Here is a 17657-nt window from a genome sequence, read left to right as displayed (position 1 = left end):
ATGCAAGCCGTACAGCGTGAGATTGCTGAGCAGCTCAAGGTGCAACCGCCATTCGCCGACGATCAGGCTCTACAGGCCGAAATCGCCCGCCGCCTGACGTTCATTCAGGATTGTCTGGTCAATTCCGGCCTGAAGACACTGGTGCTGGGCATCAGCGGCGGCGTCGACTCACTGACCGCCGGCCTGCTGGCCCAGCGCGCAGTGCGTGAACTGCGCGAAAAAACCGGCGACGACCGCTACAAATTCATCGCCGTGCGCCTGCCTTACGAAACCCAGTTCGATGAACACGATGCCAAGGCCTCGCTTGACTGCATCGCCCCGGACGAGATTCACACGGTCAATATCGGTCCAGCGGTTAAAGCGCTCGCCGCTCAGGTATCGGCTTTCGAAGGCAAACCGGCGGCGTCGGTGGATTTCGTGTTGGGCAACACCAAGGCGCGGATGCGCATGGTTGCGCAGTACACGATTGCCGGAGTGGCTGGCGGTCTGGTGATCGGCACCGACCACGCGGCGGAAGCGGTGATGGGCTTCTTCACCAAATTCGGCGACGGCGCCTGCGACCTCGCCCCGCTCAGCGGACTGGTAAAAAATCAGGTTCGCGCGATTGCCCGCAGCTTCGGTGCGCCGGAGTCATTGGTCGAGAAAGTACCTACGGCGGATCTGGAAGACCTGTCGCCGGGCAAGCCGGACGAAGCGGCCCACGGCGTGACCTATGCCGAGATCGATGCGTTTCTGCACGGTGAAACGGTGCGGGACGAGGCGGCGAAGATCATCGTCGATACGTACAACAAGACCCATCACAAGCGCGTCATGCCGTTCGCGCCCTGAATCCTGCAAGAGCCTGTAGGAGCCTGTAGGAGCCTGTAGGAGCCTGTAGGAGCCTGTAGGAGCCTGTAGGAGCTGACGAGTGCAACGAGGCTGCGATCTTTGATCTTGCTTTCAAGATCAAGATCAAGATCAAGATCAAGATCAAGATCAAGATCAAGATCAAGATCAAGATCAAGATCAAGATCAAAAGATCGCAGCCTTCGGCAGCTCCTACACACAAAAAAAGCGTCCCGGGGGACGCTTTTTTTGTGCCTGAATCACTTGACGACGATGGTGCCTTTCATCATCGAGATGTGGCCAGGGAACGAGCAGAAGAAGCCGTAGCCACCGTCAGCTACCTTGGCAACGTCGAAAGTCACCGAATCGGTTTCCTTGGCGCCGATGATCTTGGTGTGGGCGATGATGCGCGCGTCGCCATCCTTCAGGTAGTTCTTGTCGATACCGGCGGCCAGACCGTCGGTAGCGATCGGCTGCATGTCCGCTTCTTTGCTGATCACCAGGTTATGGCCCATGACGTTCTTCGGCAGGCTGCCGGAGTGGGTCAGTTCGACGGTGAAGGTCTTGCAGCTCTTGTCGATCACGATTTCCTTGGTGTTGAAGGACATCTGATCGGTGGAGTCAACGGTGGTTTTGCACTCGGCAGCCATCAATTGGCTGCTGGCCAGCGCCAGCAGGGATACCGCAACAACTTTGGAAAACATGGTGAATCTCCAAGGCAGGGTTAACAAAAACACTAGTGGTGGAAAGACTGCCTGAAATCTTCGCAAGTTCATATGACTTGAGTCAAAAATTGTATACAACTTTCAGGCTATGACACTCATCGACACAATCTAACGGCCATTTCACCAGGCCCATCCTATGATCGGCCCATCTACTGAAACGGAGTGCCTGTCATGTTCTTTAACGGTCTGTTGTGCAGCTTGCTTGCCGCCTACGCCTGTGGCGCCAGCGGCACCTTCGAATCCCCCGAACGCGAAGTTTAGTCCTTGGAGCGCGGTGTGCCAGCCATTACCCTGTGAGAATGATCGACTCAGGAGTAACGCATGTCGCTGAAATCCGTTTGTGTGTTTTGCGGTGCCAACGCCGGTACCGTTCCCGCCTATAGCGAAGCCGCCGTCGCGCTTGGCCGGGCGCTGGCCGAGCGCAAGTTGACGCTGGTCTATGGTGGAGGAGCCGTCGGATTGATGGGCATTGTCGCCGACGCTGCCCTCGCGGCTGGCGGCGAAGTGATTGGCATCATCCCGCAAAGCCTGATGGACAAGGAGATTGGCCACAAAAGCCTGACTCGCCTTGAAGTGGTCGACGGCATGCACGCGCGCAAGGCGCGGATGGCCCAACTCAGCGATGCGTTCATCGCCCTGCCCGGCGGCCTCGGCACGCTGGAGGAGTTGTTCGAGGTCTGGACCTGGGGTCAGCTCGGCTACCACGGCAAGCCGCTGGGGCTGCTGGAAGTAAACGGTTTCTACAGCAAACTCACAGCTTTTCTCGATCATATCGTCGGCGAAGGCTTCGTTCGCGCGCCACACCGTGACATGCTGCAAGTGAGCGAATCGCCAGATTCCCTGCTCGACGCCCTCGATCAGTGGCGGCCGACCGTCACGCCCAAGTGGGTTGACCAGAAACCCGGTTAACCCCCCGACACCGATACAGGGCAGAATACGCGCCGCTCAACCTCACCTTCGACCCAAGAGGATCGCCCATGGCCAAACCCAATTACTCCTTCGCCAAACGTCAACGAGACCTGGCAAAGGAACAGAAGAAAGAGGAAAAGCTTCAGCGCAAGAAGCAAACCGCTGAAGAAGCGGCACTGAACCCTGACGGTGAAGTGGCGGCAGATGATGATGTTGATGCACCCGATGCACCGAAAGATCAGACGCCCGGCGTCTGAGCCCCACCGGGTTTGATGATCGAATCAGGCCCTGCGGATTTGTGACGGGGCTGGCAGTTTTGCCGCCGGCCCTCACAACCTCGTTTCCCATGACACACTAAAATCCCCTGTGGGAGCGAGCCTGCTCGCGAAAGCGGTGTATCAGTTTCAAATGAACTGGCTGACCGACGCTTTCGCGAGCAGGCTCGCTCCCACATTTGAAAACTCATCAATTCTGGGGCATCACGGTAACCCGCACCTCCGGGTCGTGATTACCGCCACCGAGAATCACCCCGCGCAACGGCGATACATCGGAAAAATCCCGACCCCACGCCAACGTGATGTGTTCCAGCGCCGGCTGCACGTTATTGGTCGGGTCGAAATCCACCCAACCCAGCACCGGGCAGAACACCGATACCCACGCATGTGAGGCATCAGCTCCGATCAAGCGTGGCTGCCCCGGCGGTGGCTGGGTCAGCAGGTAGCCACTGACGTAACGTGCCGCCAGCCCGCGCGAGCGCACGCAGGCGAGCATCAGATGGGCGAAGTCCTGACAGACGCCGCGCCGACGTTCGAGCACTTCCACCAGCGGCGTCGCCACTTGGGTGGCTTCGGCATCGAAGGTGAATTCGCTGAATATTTTCTGCATCAAGTCCTGCACGCCCAGCAACAGCGGCCGGCCTGCGGGGAAACAGCTGTGGGAAAACTCGACGAAGCGGCGCTTCAAATGCACATAAGGCGACTGGAACCGGTAGCGACAGGCTTCGAGCAAGTCGGCGGACAACGGCTGGCTGCTGTAGGTCAGCGCATCGCGGGTCTGTTCCCACGGCGGCGATTGATTGAAATCCAGCACCGGTCGCGCCAGCACCTCGATCGTCAGCCGTGCGTTGACCTGTAATTGGTCATGGGGCCGTTCGAATGCCAGCCGGGTCAGCGGATTGCCGAACACATCCAGCTCATCGCGGCGCATGGTCGGCACGGGACTGATCAGCAGTTGCTGCTCGGTGCAGCGCTGCCAACCGCACTCACGCGGCCACAAGTGCGCCAGCTGCTGCGCGAGGGAAACCGGGCTGTCGTAGTGATAACAGGTGTCGTGGAATATCTGGTAACGAGCGCTCATCAGACGGACACCGTACGCTGGCTGACATCATCGACATGGGCGAAATGGCGCAGGGCCAGACGATCCGAGACTTGCCCGCTGGCTTCGGCAATCTCCTGCAGCAGATCCGCCAGACCGTCGAGCGCAGCCCGGACGCTGGATTTGCCGAACAATGGGTTTTCCAGACAGCCCAGATCAAACCGCGACAGGCGCTCGACCAGTTGCGGCAGCCCGGTCTCGCGGGGCGCTGCAAAATCGTCGTTCAAGCGTTTCAGGGTGCGAGTGACCAGTTTCAACTGGAACAACACCGCGTGGGGATTCTGCTCATCGAGCAACAGAAGATCGAGCACCGGAATCAATTGCGCCACGGCCAGATACCGCGAGCGATAGGTGATGCTGCTGTTACCCAGCTCCAGCAACCACTCCAGCCCCGCCTGGTCGAACGCACCGGCACCGCGCAGAAACGCAGCCAGACTGCCACTGAGAAATTGCAGGCGCTCGATGCGCCGGCCGATCATCAGAAAGCGCCAGCCTTCGTCGCGGGTCATGTCATCCAGCGCAAATCCTGACAGCGCCGCCAGCGACATCACCAGGCGATTGAGGAAATCCAGCAGTTCGCCGAAATCCGGCTCGTCGACTTCCAGCTCGATCGCTTCGCGCTGCAGCTCGACCAGCGCCTGCCAGTTCTCCCGGGACAGCTTGCCGCGCACTTGCGACGCGGCCCACTGCAAGCGCTGCAAGTTGCAACGCAGGCTGAAAGACCAGTCTTCGCCACGCAGTGCCGCGAGCAGACGCTGCGGCAATTCGCCTTCGTCCGGCAGCAGCGCCAGTCGTTCGCCGAGATCGACCGCGGCGTGCAGCGCTTGTGGATCATCGCCATCGACATAGCGCGCAAGCATGATCCGCAACAGCCGCGCGCTGTCATCACAGCGTTCGCAATAACGGCCGAACCAGAACAGGTTTTCCACCACCCGCGAAGGCAGGTACGGATCGCGCCGCACCAGATCATGCACGCCGAGGTTGCGCTGCGCTTTCCACTGCTCGCCACTCGGCGCACGGTCGCCCAGCACCCAGGTGTCCTTGCTTGCCCCGCCGCGCTGCATCGATACCACTTCGGCGTCGGCATCGGCCGCTACCCGCGTCAGACCACCGGGCAACACACGGTAGCCGTCGTGACTGGCCACCGCGTACATGCGCATGCCGATGGCCCGCGGCTGCAAGTGACCACCCTCGGCTTGCCAGACCGGCGCCTGCGAGAGTTGCGCCAGTTCCTGCGCGACATAGGCATATGGCCGCGCCTGCATGCGTTGCGCCAGCTCCAGACGCTGGCTGTCGCTCAGATCACGACCGAACACAGGCGCGAAGCTTTGCGACGGGAATGCCGGTTTGATCAGTAGCTGCGGAAGTTTTTCCAGCGCCTGCGCCAGCACTGGCGCTTCACCGCACCACCAGGTCGCGATGGACGGCAGGATCAGTTCTTCGTCAAACAGCAATTGATTGATCTTCGGCAGAAACCCCAGCAACCCCGGCGATTCCAGCACACCGCTGCCCAGCGCATTGGCCACCAGCACCCGCCCTTGACGCACCGCTTCGAGCAAGCCGGGGACGCCGAGTGCCGAGTCGGTACGCAACTCCAGCGGGTCGCAGAAATCATCGTCGAGCCGGCGCATGATCGCGTGCACCCGGCGCAGGCCGCTGAGGGTTTTCAGGTACACCGTGGCGTTGCGCACGGTCAGGTCGCCGCCCTCGACCAACGGGTAGCCGAGCTGGCGGGCCAGATACAGATGCTCGAAATAACTTTCGTTGAAACGCCCCGGCGTCAGCAGCACCACCAATGGAGCGTCATCGCCATCGGGCGCCTGGCGCGCCAGGGTTTCCTGCAACGTGCGGAAGAATCCGGCCAGATGCTGCACCTTCAGATCGCGGTACAGCTCGGGGAAAGCCCGGGAGACGATGGTACGGTTTTCCAGCGCATAACCGGCGCCGGACGGCGCCTGGGTACGATCGGCGGTGACCCACCACCGGCCGTCCGGCGTGCGCGCCAGATCGACCGCGTACAGGTGCAGAAAAGTCGACTCCGGTGGCGTGATGCCCTGACAGGGCCAGAGGAAATTGTTGTGCCCGAACACCAGCTCGGCTGGCAGCAGGCCTTCGCGGATCAATCGCTGCGGACCGTACAGATCCGCGAGCACGGCGTTGAGCAAGCGGGCGCGCTGGGCGATGCCGGCCGACAACTGCTGCCATTCATCCGCCGCGATCACATGGGGCAACAAATCCAGTTCCCACGGCCGATCAGCGCCCTTGGGGTCGGCATAGACGTTATAGGTGACGCCGTTTTCCTGAATCTGCCGCGCCAGCAATGCCTGGCGCTGCACCAGTTGTGCCGGGCTGCTGCGCTGCAACTGATCGAACAGTCGCTGCCAATGCAGGCGCACCGCGCCGCTGCCGTCGAGCAGTTCATGATAAGTGCCCGCCGTCAGCGGGTAGCGGTCTAGCAGGTCAGGCATGGAAAACTCGGCAGACAGCAGGGAACGGTCAGACTAACGCAGGCACATGACGCGCGGATATACGAAAAATCCACGTGTCACGCGAGACTCAGAAACGTCGCAAATCAATGGTCATGGGCAGCTCGTCACTGATTTCGACTTTGGGTATCGGAAGTTTCCCCGGTGTATGTCCGAGGCGGAAAAACCGCGCCATGCGCCGACTCTCGGCTTCGTTGGCATTGACCGGCAAGGTCTGGTAATTGCGCCCGCCGGGATGGGCGACGTGATACTGGCAACCGCCCAGCGAACGCTCCATCCAGGTATCGAGCAGGTCGAACACCAGCGGCGCGTGCACCGCGATGGTCGGGTGCAGACAGTTGGCCGGTTGCCAGGCGCGGAAACGCACGCCGGCCACGAACTCGCCCACCCGCCCGGTCGGATGCAACGGCACCGCGACACCATTGCATGTCAGCATGTAACGCTGTGGCGGCAGGCCGTTGAGCTTGACCTGCAACCGTTCCAACGATGAGTCGACGTAGCGCACCGTGCCGCCCGCCGTTCCCTCCTCGCCCAGCACGTGCCACGGTTCGAGGGCCTGGCGCAGTTCCAGCTCGATGCCATTGACCGCGTAATCGCCGATCTTGGGGAAGCGAAACTCCAGATGCGCGGCGAACCACTCCGCGCGCAACGGATAACCAGCGCTGTTGAGTTCGACGATGACGTCGGCAAAATCCTGCTCGATAAAGTGCGGCAGCAGAAAGCGGTCGTGCAGCTCGGTGCCCCAGCGCGCCAGTTTCGCCGGCGCATACGGCTCGCGCCAGAAGCGCGCAACCAACGCCCGCAGCAACAACTGCTGGGCCAGACTCATGCGCGCATGGGGCGGCATTTCGAACGCACGCAACTCGAGCAGACCGAGACGCCCGGTGGCGCCCTCCGGCGAATACAGTTTGTCGATGCACAATTCAGCGCGATGAGTATTGCCGGTGACGTCGATCAGCAGATTGCGCAGCAGTCGATCGATCAGCCACGGGGCGCATTCCTCACCCGGTTCGGGCATCTGCGCGAAAGCGATTTCCAGTTCGTACAAGCTGTCATTGCGCGCCTCGTCGACCCGTGGAGCCTGGGAAGTCGGGCCGATGAACAGCCCGGAAAACAGGTACGACAGCGAAGGATGGTGGTGCCAGTAACTGATCAGGCTGCGCAGCAGATCGGGCCGGCGCAGAAACGGCGAATCCGCCGGCGTCGCGCCGCCAAGGACGAAATGATTGCCGCCGCCGGTGCCGGTGTGGCGCCCGTCAATCATGAATTTCTCGGTGGTCAGGCGCGTCTGCCGCGCCTGTTCATAAAGAAACTCGGTGCGCTCGACCAACTCGTCCCAGGTCGCCGATGGCTGCACGTTGACCTCGATCACGCCCGGGTCCGGAGTGATGCGGAAATTGCTCAGGCGCGGATCACTTGGTGGTTCATAGCCTTCCAGCAGCACCGGGCAATGCAGTTCTTCAGCGGTGGCCTCAATGGCCGAGACCAGTTCCAGATAATCCTCGACCCGCTCCAGCGGTGGCATGAACAGATAGAGCCGTCCTTCACGAGCCTCGGCGCAGAATGCGGTGCGGGTCAGCCAGTCGGCGGACTCATCGATTTTCGGCACCCTCTCATCCAGCGCAGCAGGTTCGCCGTGCACACCGAGCTGCGCCGGATCCGGCAGTTCGGGAAAGTCCTGATTCGGGTCGTTGGGATGGATGAACGGATATTCCGCCGCTTTCACCCACGGCTGCGACGCCAACGGCAAGCGATAGCCCAACGGCGAATCCCCCGGGACGAGCCGGCAGTGCTCATCGCGCAGATACCAGCGCCCGCTCTGCCATCGATCGCCCTTGGCTGTGCGCGCCAGCGGCAGCACCTGGCCGATCACCTTGTTCAGGCCCTGACTGAAGACTTTCCGCAGCCGGGCGCGCTCCAGCGGTTCTTCCAGACGCGAATCTTCGGCGCTGACGTTGCCGGGCAACGCGCCCTCGCGCCACAGATAGTAGAAATGATCCTCATAGGCCGGAAACACGAAGCGCGCAGGCAACTTCAGCCGCTCGGCGACGCTGGCCAGAAAGCGGCCGGCCAGTTCGCCGTCGGCGCCGTAATCCTGTTGTTCGTCGGCAATCAATGCGTCGTTGTGCCAGATCGCCTGACCATCGCGGCGCCAGTAGCAATTGAGCGACCAGCGCGGCAGTGGCTCGCCGGGATACCACTTGCCCTGGCCGAAATGCACCAGCCCCTGCGGCGCGTACTGTTTGCGCAGGCGCTGGAACAGTTCGGCGGACAGCCGACGCTTGTCCGGCCCCAGCGCGGCGGTGTTCCATTCAGCGCCGTCCGGGTCATCGATGGACACGAAGGTCGGCTCGCCGCCCATGGTCAGGCGCACGTCGCCTTCGAGCAGATCGGCGTCGATCTGCCGGCCCAGCGCCTGGATCGCCCGCCACTGTTCATCGGTGTAAGGCTGGGTGACGCGCGGCGCTTCCCAGATTCGTTCGACCGACATTTCATGGCTGAACCGCGTTTCGCACGGCTCGACCAGACCACTGATCGGCGCCGCTGACGACGGATCGGGACTACAGGCCAACGGGATATGCCCTTCACCGGCGAACAACCCGGACGTGGCATCCAGGCCGATCCAGCCGGCGCCGGGCAGATACACCTCGCACCACGCATGCAGGTCGGTGAAATCGACGTCGGTGCCGGTCGGGCCGTCGAGGCTTTTCACGTCGGCGGTCAGTTGAATCAGGTAGCCGGAGACAAACCGCGCCGCCAGGCCCAGATTGCGCAACAGTTGCACCAGCAGCCATGCCGAATCGCGGCAGGAACCGCAGGCGTGCTCAAGGGTGTACTCAGGGGTTTGTACGCCCGGCTCCATGCGGATCAGGTAACCGATGTCTTCGCTGAGACGCTGATTGAGCGCCACCAGAAAATCCACGGCAGGCAGCGGTGTGCGGTCGATGCCGTCGAGGTAGGCCTTGAAGGTTGGGGTCAGCGGCAGGGTTTCAAGGTACGGCGCCAGCTCCTTGCGCTCATCGGCAGCATAGGCAAACGGAATCTTCTCGGCGTACGGTTCGAGGAAGAAGTCGAACGGATTGAAAACGGCCATTTCGGCGAGCAGGTCGACTTCGATGCGCAGCTCTTCGGTTTTCTCCGGGAACACCAGTCGCGCCAGATAATTGCCCTGGGGGTCTTGCTGCCAGTTGATGAAATGCTGCTCGGGCGAGACTTTCAGCGCGTAGGACAGAATCCGCGTGCGACTGTGGGGGGCCGGGCGCAGGCGTACGATCTGCGGGCCGAGTTCGACAGCGCGGTCGTAGCGATAATGCGTGACGTGATGCAATGCGACATGAATCGACACGGCGTGCCTCCTGCGAGCCTGGGCGTAGAGGAAAGCGCGCAAGACTTATGCCATGCACAGGCCAGTGCGCTTTCTCGAAATGCTCAAGGCAGTACAGCACCAAAATCGGGCGCTGCGAGGAAATGCTTTGGCGCAGTTGCACGCAAATGTTGCGGACGCTGATTCTTGCTGTGTGTGATCAGACGCTTTCGCGAGCAGGCTCGCTCCCACATCTGGAATGCGTTCCCCTGTGGGAGCGAGCCTGCTCGCGATGCGGCCAGTCGCCTCAACACGCTTTTTTCTGGTCGACCTGAAACCGGGTGAAGGCTGGAACGCGGAGCGTCCCTGGAGCCGTTCCCAGTTCAGAGCGTGGGAACGATCAGCAAAACGCCAACCCGAAGGTTGGCGTTCTGTTCAGCTCAAGCAGTATTTAGCGCGGCACTACCGGCTTGCGCGCAGGCTTGGGCCCTTTGCCTTTGGCCGCGTCCTTGCGCTCCTTGGCCGCCTGCTGGTTACGGGCGAACGCCGCAGCCTTGGCCTGTTCACGCTTGTCCCACGGGTTACCGCCATCACTTGCACGCGGTGGCAAACCGCTGTGCTGGGTGAGGATCCTGGTGGTCTTCTCTTTGGCGACCTTGTGGCTGCCGGCCGGTGTCGAGTTCTTGCGACGAGCGCTCTGGTAGCTGTCGGTCGCCGGCTGATGCGCCGGGATCAGTTGATCCTTGCCCGACCCGATCAGATCGGCGCGGCCCATGCGCACCAGCGCTTCACGCAGCATCGGCCAGCCTTTCGGGTCGTGATACCGCAAGAACGCCTTGTGCAGACGGCGCTGCTCTTCGCTCTTGACGATAGTCACGCCGTCGCTCTTGTAGGTCACCTTGCGCAGCGGGTTCTTGCCCGAGTGGTACATGGCCGTGGCGGTGGCCATCGGCGACGGGTAGAACGCCTGCACCTGGTCGGCGCGGAAGCCGTTGCCCTTGAGCCACAGGGCCAGGTTCATCATGTCTTCGTCGGTGGTGCCCGGGTGGGCGGCGATGAAGTACGGAATCAGGTACTGCTCTTTGCCCGCTTCCTTGGTGTACTTCTCGAACATGCGCTTGAACTTGTCATAGCTGCCGATGCCCGGTTTCATCATCTGGTTGAGCGGACCTTCCTCGGTGTGTTCCGGGGCGATCTTCAGGTAACCGCCGACGTGGTGAGTCACCAGCTCTTTTACGTACTCCGGCGACTCGACGGCGAGGTCGTAACGCAGCCCGGAGGCGATCAGAATCTTCTTCACACCCGGCAAGGCACGGGCGCTGCGGTACAGCTGAATCAGCGACGAGTGGTCGGTGTTCAGGTTCGGGCAGATGCCGGGGAATACGCAGGACGGCTTGCGGCACGCGGATTCGATTTCCGGGCTCTTGCAGGCGATGCGGTACATGTTCGCGGTCGGGCCGCCGAGGTCGGAGATGACGCCGGTGAAGCCCGGAACCTTGTCGCGGATCTCTTCGATTTCGCGAATGATCGACTCTTCGGAACGGTTCTGGATGATCCGGCCTTCGTGCTCGGTGATCGAGCAGAACGTGCAGCCACCGAAGCAGCCGCGCATGATGTTCACCGAGAACCGGATCATGTCGTACGCCGGGATTTTTTCCTTGCCGTACGCCGGGTGCGGCACACGGGCGTAAGGCATGCCGAACACGTAGTCCATTTCTTCGGTGGTCATCGGAATCGGCGGCGGGTTGAACCAGACGTCGACCTCGCCGTGCTTCTGCACCAGCGCACGAGCGTTGCCCGGGTTGGTTTCCAGGTGCAAAACGCGGTTGGCGTGGGCGTACAGAACCGGGTCGTTACGCACCTTTTCCATGGACGGCAGGCGGATCACGGTCTTGTCGCGGGTCATGCGCGGGCTGGCCAGGATCTGTACGACCCTGGCTTCCTGCGGATCCTCGACCGGCCCCTTTTCCTGTTCGATGGCACAGGCCTGGGTGTCTTGCGTATTGACGTACGGGTTGATGATCTTGTCGACCTTGCCCGGACGGTCGATGCGCGTGGAGTCGACTTCGTACCAGCCCTGCGGTGTGTCGCGACGGATGAAGGCGGTACCGCGCACATCGGTGATGTCTTCGATCCTGTGGCCCCACGACAGGCGCTGGGCGACTTCGACGATGGCTCGCTCGGCGTTGCCGTACAGCAGAATGTCGGCGCTGGCGTCGATCAGGATCGAATTGCGCACACGATCCTGCCAATAGTCGTAATGGGCAATGCGGCGCAGCGAGGCTTCGATGCCGCCGAGCACGATCGGCACGTGCCTGTAGGCTTCCTTGCAGCGTTGGCTGTAGACCAGGCTGGCGCGATCCGGACGCTTGCCGGCCATGCCACCCGGGGTGTAGGCGTCGTCGGAGCGGATTTTCTTGTCGGCGGTGTAGCGGTTGATCATCGAGTCCATGTTGCCCGCCGCGACGCCGAAGAACAGATTCGGCTCGCCGAGCTTCATGAAGTCGTCTTTGGACTGCCAGTTCGGCTGCGCGATGATGCCGACGCGAAAGCCTTGCGACTCCAGCAGTCGGCCGATGATCGCCATGCCGAACGACGGATGATCGACGTAGGCATCTCCCGTAACAATGATGATGTCGCAGGAATCCCAGCCAAGCTGATCCATCTCCTCCCTGCTCATCGGCAGGAATGGCGCTGGCCCGAAACATTCGGCCCAATATTTTGGATAGTCAAATAACGGCTTGGCTGCTTGCATGTCGACGACCGGTGTTGAGATGAAAAATCGCGGGCGCGGAATATAGCACAAAATTTGACCAATTCCGACGGCGGTGGTCGGTTTCTCCATCAAGCTGCCCTGGCCCGCCAACCTGCAGGACATTAGCCGTTTTACATGAACGCACGACGCACGATACGGCAAGGAAGCCGATCACTCAGCGCCATCCCTCCCGGGACGGCGCGGCGAGAAACGTTAAAGGATGACACGCAATGCCAATCAAACCGCCCATCACGGGCATTACCACTGTTTCGGTTCATGTGCCGCGTCCTCGAGACCCGATAACCCGGCCTGGGCAACTGCCCCTTGGCGACGGCGGGCTGGTCAACAGGTTCCCCAACCGGCCAGGAACGGATACGCCGCGCACGGCGACCGATCCTGACCTCAATACCATCACGCCCCTGCCACCGCGGGTATCGGTCAGCGCAACAAGCGATTCCGCGCCAGCACCTGCTGTGGGCGAGCGGACGCTGAAGGACTTCTGGATCACTTCGCTGGCGACGCTCCCGGCACCTGATGCCCAAGGTATTTCAACGTTCAAGGGCCGCCAGTACGGAAAAGTACCGGAGGGCGGCACCGTACAGATGGGTCTGGACCCGGACAGCGGTCATTACCGAGCGACATTGCCCAGCGAACTGAATCCCTCGGGGCCGATCCTGCAGTTCGACGCCAAAAGTCGTCTGTGGCAACCGGTTGAAGATTTCGTGGCATCGACCTACTCATTATCCGACGCTCGGCTGCAGGCCTATCGCACCGATCTGCATTTCGCCACGGTCGATCCGGACAGCGATGGACTGTATCGCTTCAACGGCAAGCTCTATGTCGAGATCGGGCAGTACGCCTATCAGGTTCTGCATGACCTCAACGCCTCCTCACCGCACACCGTTGTGCTGCGGATCGTACGGCCCGGGGATCCGGTCTCGCTGCATGAACACAATATTTACGTGGGGAGCCGCATGGGCAGCTCGCAGCCCATCGTATTCGATACCCGCCACGGCTGGCGGGGCATCAATGTGAAGGGTGCCGCCGGGATGCGGCGACGGGCACAAGCGGGACGATCCGAATTTGAGTTCATGGAAATAAAGCTAAAGATAAAAGAGATCAATCAGACCCTCTTGGCCAATGACCAGAAAAATCGAGACCTGATCTCTGCATGGGAGACGGCGAGGGATTCAGAAGGTGACCCAACGGCAAGAGTCAACCGTGAAAAAAAGGCACTGAGCGCGCGCAAAAAGCACAATAAACAGGAACTGCAAGTTCTTGAAGAAGCCCTCAGCTTTTACGAGGCCGACAAATCAGTAATAAAGCCACTCCTACAGAAAAGCGTCTACAACCAAAAAATCATTGAGCTGAATAAAAGAAAAATGCATGTCTATCAACAATTTGTTGAGTGCAATCTGACACGCCAGGATCTCGACGGCTCTCTGCTTGACCTTCAGCCCCACAGGCTCTCACGGACGGTTACCGTGTTGTCCAAGATCCTCGGTCGCATGAGAGAGCGCCAGCGAATTGCCGATGACCTGGTTAAAAAATGGGGCTTGTCGCCAGACGATGCGAGCCTGACCGCCATTTCACCCATGCATATCCTCGACATCGTTGCCTCGTGGGTCCTGGCCAAAAGCCTGATGCTGAATAATCCCCAATCAAGCGTTGATAGCCCCCGGGCTTCTGATCTGGCAGTCGAGTTCGGGCGGGCAACCTTCATCTATGGAGCACTCGACAGGATCCCGCAGACCTCGCATCCGGCGGTAATGAGCAGCCTGTCCGGGGAGCTTGCCGCTATCCGCGACTGGTACGAACGACTTGACCTGCCAGCCGGACCGGAACACGTCAGCTCACGCGATGAAATCATCGCAGAGCTGAAAATATTCGAGGAAACACTGGCAGCCCGGCTGAATCATTACCACCAACAGACCGAACGTTCAGCGCCGTCGAGTCACGACCAACCGATTGATTTCGAATTCATTCCGCCGCAGGAAAGACGCGGCCGCGAACCCGGACCCAAGCGCATCGTCCGCGTAAAGAAACTCGGTATCTACAAGATCGAAGTCGGCGAATCCCGACGCACCGCGCAAAACGAAGTTGTCATTGATGTGCGAAACCCTCTTGATCCCGAGCGCCGGGTTCAGACCTATGAGCGAAGGGACGGTGAATGGCAGCCAGTCACGCCGACTTCCGACAAGGATTTACCCACGCTGATGGCTGAAGCCGATCAGCATCTGAAGCGAACCGACGCGCACGTGAATGACGCCCTGTACGAAGAGCGGCAAAAATATAACCCGGACAACATCGTCGAGAAACTCGAGGCCAGAGCCCGGAAAATGGACGAAACCGCCGCCCGGCTTGAGCGTTTTGGACTGTCCGATGCCAACCGCAGTGCCCTTGTCGAGCGTCTGAAGCGTGACAGCGCTCGCCTGCGCGCCGAAGGCGAAAACATTCGGATCCGGATCTACAAGGACAAAAATTTTCTGTGCGTCGACCGCCTGCTTTATCTGATCGATAAAGGTCATGTTGGGGCAGTGAAAATCGCTGACCGACTGAAACGAGGCAAGGGCGGCGACAGAGAGTATCTCGACATGTACTCGCTCACCGACGCTGCCAATGCTGCTCCCCTGTGGGAAGCGCATTTTCACTACCCGACTCCCAACGCCGGCCAACTTGATTTCAACGTGCGCGGCGCCCACCTGAAAACCCTTGAGCAAAGCCGCAAGGGCGCTTCATCACAGCGAAGAGAAGAAAGGGCGCACGGGAAACACACTGCCATCTGGCGAGAATATTTCGACGGACGCGCGGCGCAAAGGATTTTCGACCTGGCCACCAAGGGCGCGGCGGCCAGCGAATAAATACGCAATTTTTGTTGTACGGCGATTAACAGGCAATGAAGCCGAACGGCTATTGGCGTCCTTTCCGGGCGCAAATGGCCAACACCACAAGGAAGAAAAAATGTCACCGAGACTGCCTGTCAAAGGCACCACTACAGTCGATGTTCATCCGCGTCCGAATCGACCGGGTGACAGCGGCACACCTCGCTCCGACAGCCTGGGCCGCCAGGTTTTCGACCCTTCGAATCGTGTTGATCAGCCGGATCCGCGAACGCGGCTTTCGGGTGACAGCGACCTGGACACAATGCTGCCAGCACCGACCGTCACCGTTCACCCGGCACCCTCTCCCGTTGAAATCACTGCCGATGTCACGGCGTCGCTGGAGAGTTACAGGATCAGAAGCGTGGCAGCGTTGCCGGACGCCGACAGCGATGGCTTTCGCACATACAACAATCGCCGCTACGTCGACCTGGTCGATGGCGGCACGGTTCTGATCGGTACGGATCCGGATACCGGTCTGTATCGGGCACGACTCTCCAGCGAGTTGCGCCCCTCGGGACCTGCGCTGGCGCGCGACCGCGAGAGCGGGCTCTGGCATCCGCTCGACGACGTTGAAGCAAGCACCGCCCCGCTGACCGAGAAAAGCCTGCAGGCCCTGCGCACGGAGCTGGATTTCAGCGCTGCAGAACCCGACAGCGACGGCGTGTTCCACCACGACGGCAAGCTGTATGTGGTGATTCACAACCACGCCTATCAGGCCATGCACGATCTTGATGCATCGACCCCGACGCGCAAGGTGTGGCGCCTGGTCAATCCCGGGGACCCTGTCGCCAGCGACAGCGCGAATATCTATCGCAGCAGTCGCAGCGGCGAAACCCGCGCCATCACCCGCAACGAGGAAAACGCCTGGGTTTCATTCGCCTCAGGTCTGCGCGGCGGTATGCGGCGCAGAGAGGCAAGGCAAGCCAACCGCACGGCTGTTACGCAGCGCTACGAGCCCATCAGGATTGCCCATGCGGAAATCAGGCTCTCGGCCGCGCAGTTCGACATTCTCTGGAATCGGGCCCGCAGTCTGCCCGAGGGCCCCGCCAGGACAGAGGTGCTGGTTGAGGCTGAAGAGCACCTGCACAGACACCTCCCAAAACTGACTGAATTCGTGCAATCACTGGTAGATAACCGGGACTGGCTGCCCATGATCAAGGCAAACGGGTTATTCAAGCGGGAGCTGCACGCCTTCCGGATCGAACGTGTGGAATACCTCAACATGCTCATGGTCGTCATGGACCTCAGGGTCAGGCCTACCGTGACGGATCTGAGTGAGGCCAGCTGCAGGATCACCCTGCAGCATCTGGACAGGAAACTGAAACTTCTCGAGGAGCGCGAGGTTGTGTTGGCGCAAATCAAAAAGGCCTCTCCCGGCGCGGCTCCGGAAATCGAAGAACTGCGGCGCAAGGTGCCCGATATCGAGCGCGTCAATTTCAACAAGCTGACGCTTTATGTGCATTTGTTTGCCGGCACGCCCGATTATTCGCCAAACAGGACCATGCCTTCGCTCGCGGCCATTGAGCTGATCACCGGAGATTTGCATAACGCACCGCAACGCGAGCATTCAATGGCGCTAATGCTGGCCCTTGACCAGATCAAGGCCGACAAGGCCCGTTTCGAAACACTGCATGCTGCGAATCCCCCCAACGCCGATGACCTTAAGGAAATCATTGCGCTGATCGATCCCATCGAGAACAGGATTGAACAAAAACTCAACGAAACCCTCGATACGTCCGAGTTGCCGAACCTCGATGAAAACATCGACTTCGACTTCATTCCGCCGCAACCCGTCAGCGAGCCTCAGGCTCCAGCGCCGCGTACCAGGAAAGTCTTCCGGACCCGCCAGCACGGCCTTTATCGGGTATTGGCCGGGGAAACCGAAACGGCTGCGGACGGTACCGTGACGGTCAACGTTCCCGATGTGCTGCGCCCCGATTCTCCACCCCGACGCTACAGAAAAGTGGATGACGAATGGCTGCCGGTACTGCCGCCGATTACCAGAGCGCAGCGGCCAGAGCTGATTGCCGAGGCGCAGCGGCTACTGGCCGGAGTCGACGCTCATCTGACCACCGCACAGACACAGGAGGCGCAAAAAATACTGCCCACCCAGATTGTCGAAGACCTCGGCAAGCAGACCGATTTGCTCAACAGACAGGCGCGACAGCTGGAGAATCACGAAACCGATGTCGAAGACCGGATGCTCATCAGTCTGGCCGGCCAGTTGCGCCGCGCCGCCGACTCATTGACCACGCATGGCCAGCAGATTCTGGTGCGGATGTACAAGGACAAGGACGTGCTGGACATCATGCGCCTGAATTTCCTGCTCGATCGCAAGGAGCTTGCGGTGAGCAAAACCGTTGAACGCAAGCAGATGGGCAAAGGCAAGTCCAAATC

At 60.6% G+C, this 17657-nt stretch carries 10 protein-coding genes; 5 read left to right on the top strand and 5 right to left on the bottom strand.

The features are described 5' to 3' along the window. On the top strand, positions 1-828 hold the full coding sequence (gene nadE, locus VNV36_RS17870; RefSeq protein ID WP_071174248.1) for an NAD(+) synthase: 828 nt from the start codon (positions 1-3) through the stop codon (positions 826-828). 257 nt (positions 829-1085) lie between these two features. Here the strand turns inward: nadE and azu are convergent, their stop codons facing one another. Continuing rightward, the gene (azu, locus tag VNV36_RS17865) at positions 1086-1529 is read right to left on the bottom strand and encodes an azurin (protein WP_016771925.1); all 444 of its coding nucleotides are present in this window, start codon (positions 1527-1529) and stop codon (positions 1086-1088) included. Positions 1530-1871: 342 nt separating this feature from the next. Here azu and VNV36_RS17860 point away from each other — a divergent pair, with 342 nt between their 5' ends. Next, positions 1872-2459 carry a cytokinin riboside 5'-monophosphate phosphoribohydrolase gene (locus VNV36_RS17860; RefSeq protein ID WP_325718978.1) on the top strand — a complete coding sequence of 196 codons (588 nt, stop codon included), beginning with the start codon at positions 1872-1874 and terminating at the stop codon, positions 2457-2459. A 68-nt stretch (positions 2460-2527) separates the two neighbouring features. After that, positions 2528-2716: a hypothetical protein gene (locus VNV36_RS17855; protein WP_325718976.1), complete on the top strand. Its 189-nt coding sequence runs from the start codon at positions 2528-2530 to the stop codon at positions 2714-2716. A gap of 208 nt (positions 2717-2924) precedes the next feature. Here the strand turns inward: VNV36_RS17855 and VNV36_RS17850 are convergent, their stop codons facing one another. From VNV36_RS17850 to VNV36_RS17835, 4 genes are all read right to left on the bottom strand, one after another. After that, entirely contained in the window at positions 2925-3815 is an 891-nt protein-coding gene (locus VNV36_RS17850; protein ID WP_325718974.1) for a transglutaminase family protein, read from the bottom strand. After that, entirely contained in the window at positions 3815-6301 is a 2487-nt protein-coding gene (locus VNV36_RS17845) for a circularly permuted type 2 ATP-grasp protein (RefSeq protein WP_325718972.1), read from the bottom strand. The genes VNV36_RS17850 and VNV36_RS17845 overlap by 1 nt, the downstream gene beginning before the upstream one ends. Before the next feature lie 88 nt (positions 6302-6389). Further along, positions 6390-9665 (bottom strand): transglutaminase family protein, encoded by a 3276-nt coding sequence (locus VNV36_RS17840; protein WP_325718970.1) that lies wholly within the window; start codon positions 9663-9665, stop codon positions 6390-6392. A gap of 409 nt (positions 9666-10074) precedes the next feature. After that, positions 10075-12378 (bottom strand): YgiQ family radical SAM protein, encoded by a 2304-nt coding sequence (locus VNV36_RS17835; protein WP_325718968.1) that lies wholly within the window; start codon positions 12376-12378, stop codon positions 10075-10077. Positions 12379-12608: 230 nt separating this feature from the next. Between VNV36_RS17835 and VNV36_RS17830 the strand changes: the two genes are divergently transcribed. Together VNV36_RS17830 and VNV36_RS17825 are read left to right on the top strand one after the other, a co-directional pair. Beyond that, entirely contained in the window at positions 12609-15239 is a 2631-nt protein-coding gene (locus tag VNV36_RS17830; protein ID WP_325718966.1) for a hypothetical protein, read from the top strand. A gap of 100 nt (positions 15240-15339) precedes the next feature. After that, a partial coding sequence (locus VNV36_RS17825; RefSeq protein ID WP_325719035.1) for a hypothetical protein occupies positions 15340-17657 on the top strand: 2318 nt, incomplete at its 3' end.

It is taken from the genome of Pseudomonas sp., from assembly GCF_035554175.1.
Taxonomy (GTDB): domain Bacteria; phylum Pseudomonadota; class Gammaproteobacteria; order Pseudomonadales; family Pseudomonadaceae; genus Aquipseudomonas.
Note: the sequence above shows the minus strand (reverse complement) of the source record. Positions and strands in the feature narration are given on the sequence as shown.

Bases quoted from the DNA above. Each gene is read 5' to 3' on its own strand.
- azu (WP_016771925.1), bottom strand. From the start codon at position 1,529: ATGTTTTCCAAAGTTGTTGCGGTATCCCTGCTGGCGCTGGCCAGCAGC.
- VNV36_RS17850 (WP_325718974.1), bottom strand. From the start codon at position 3,815: ATGAGCGCTCGTTACCAGATATTCCACGACACCTGTTATCACTACGAC.
- VNV36_RS17835 (WP_325718968.1), bottom strand. From the start codon at position 12,378: ATGCAAGCAGCCAAGCCGTTATTTGACTATCCAAAATATTGGGCCGAA.
- VNV36_RS17830 (WP_325718966.1), top strand. From the start codon at position 12,609: ATGCCAATCAAACCGCCCATCACGGGCATTACCACTGTTTCGGTTCAT.
- VNV36_RS17860 (WP_325718978.1), top strand. From the start codon at position 1,872: ATGTCGCTGAAATCCGTTTGTGTGTTTTGCGGTGCCAACGCCGGTACC.
- VNV36_RS17845 (WP_325718972.1), bottom strand. From the start codon at position 6,301: ATGCCTGACCTGCTAGACCGCTACCCGCTGACGGCGGGCACTTATCAT.
- VNV36_RS17855 (WP_325718976.1), top strand. From the start codon at position 2,528: ATGGCCAAACCCAATTACTCCTTCGCCAAACGTCAACGAGACCTGGCA.
- nadE (WP_071174248.1), top strand. From the start codon at position 1: ATGCAAGCCGTACAGCGTGAGATTGCTGAGCAGCTCAAGGTGCAACCG.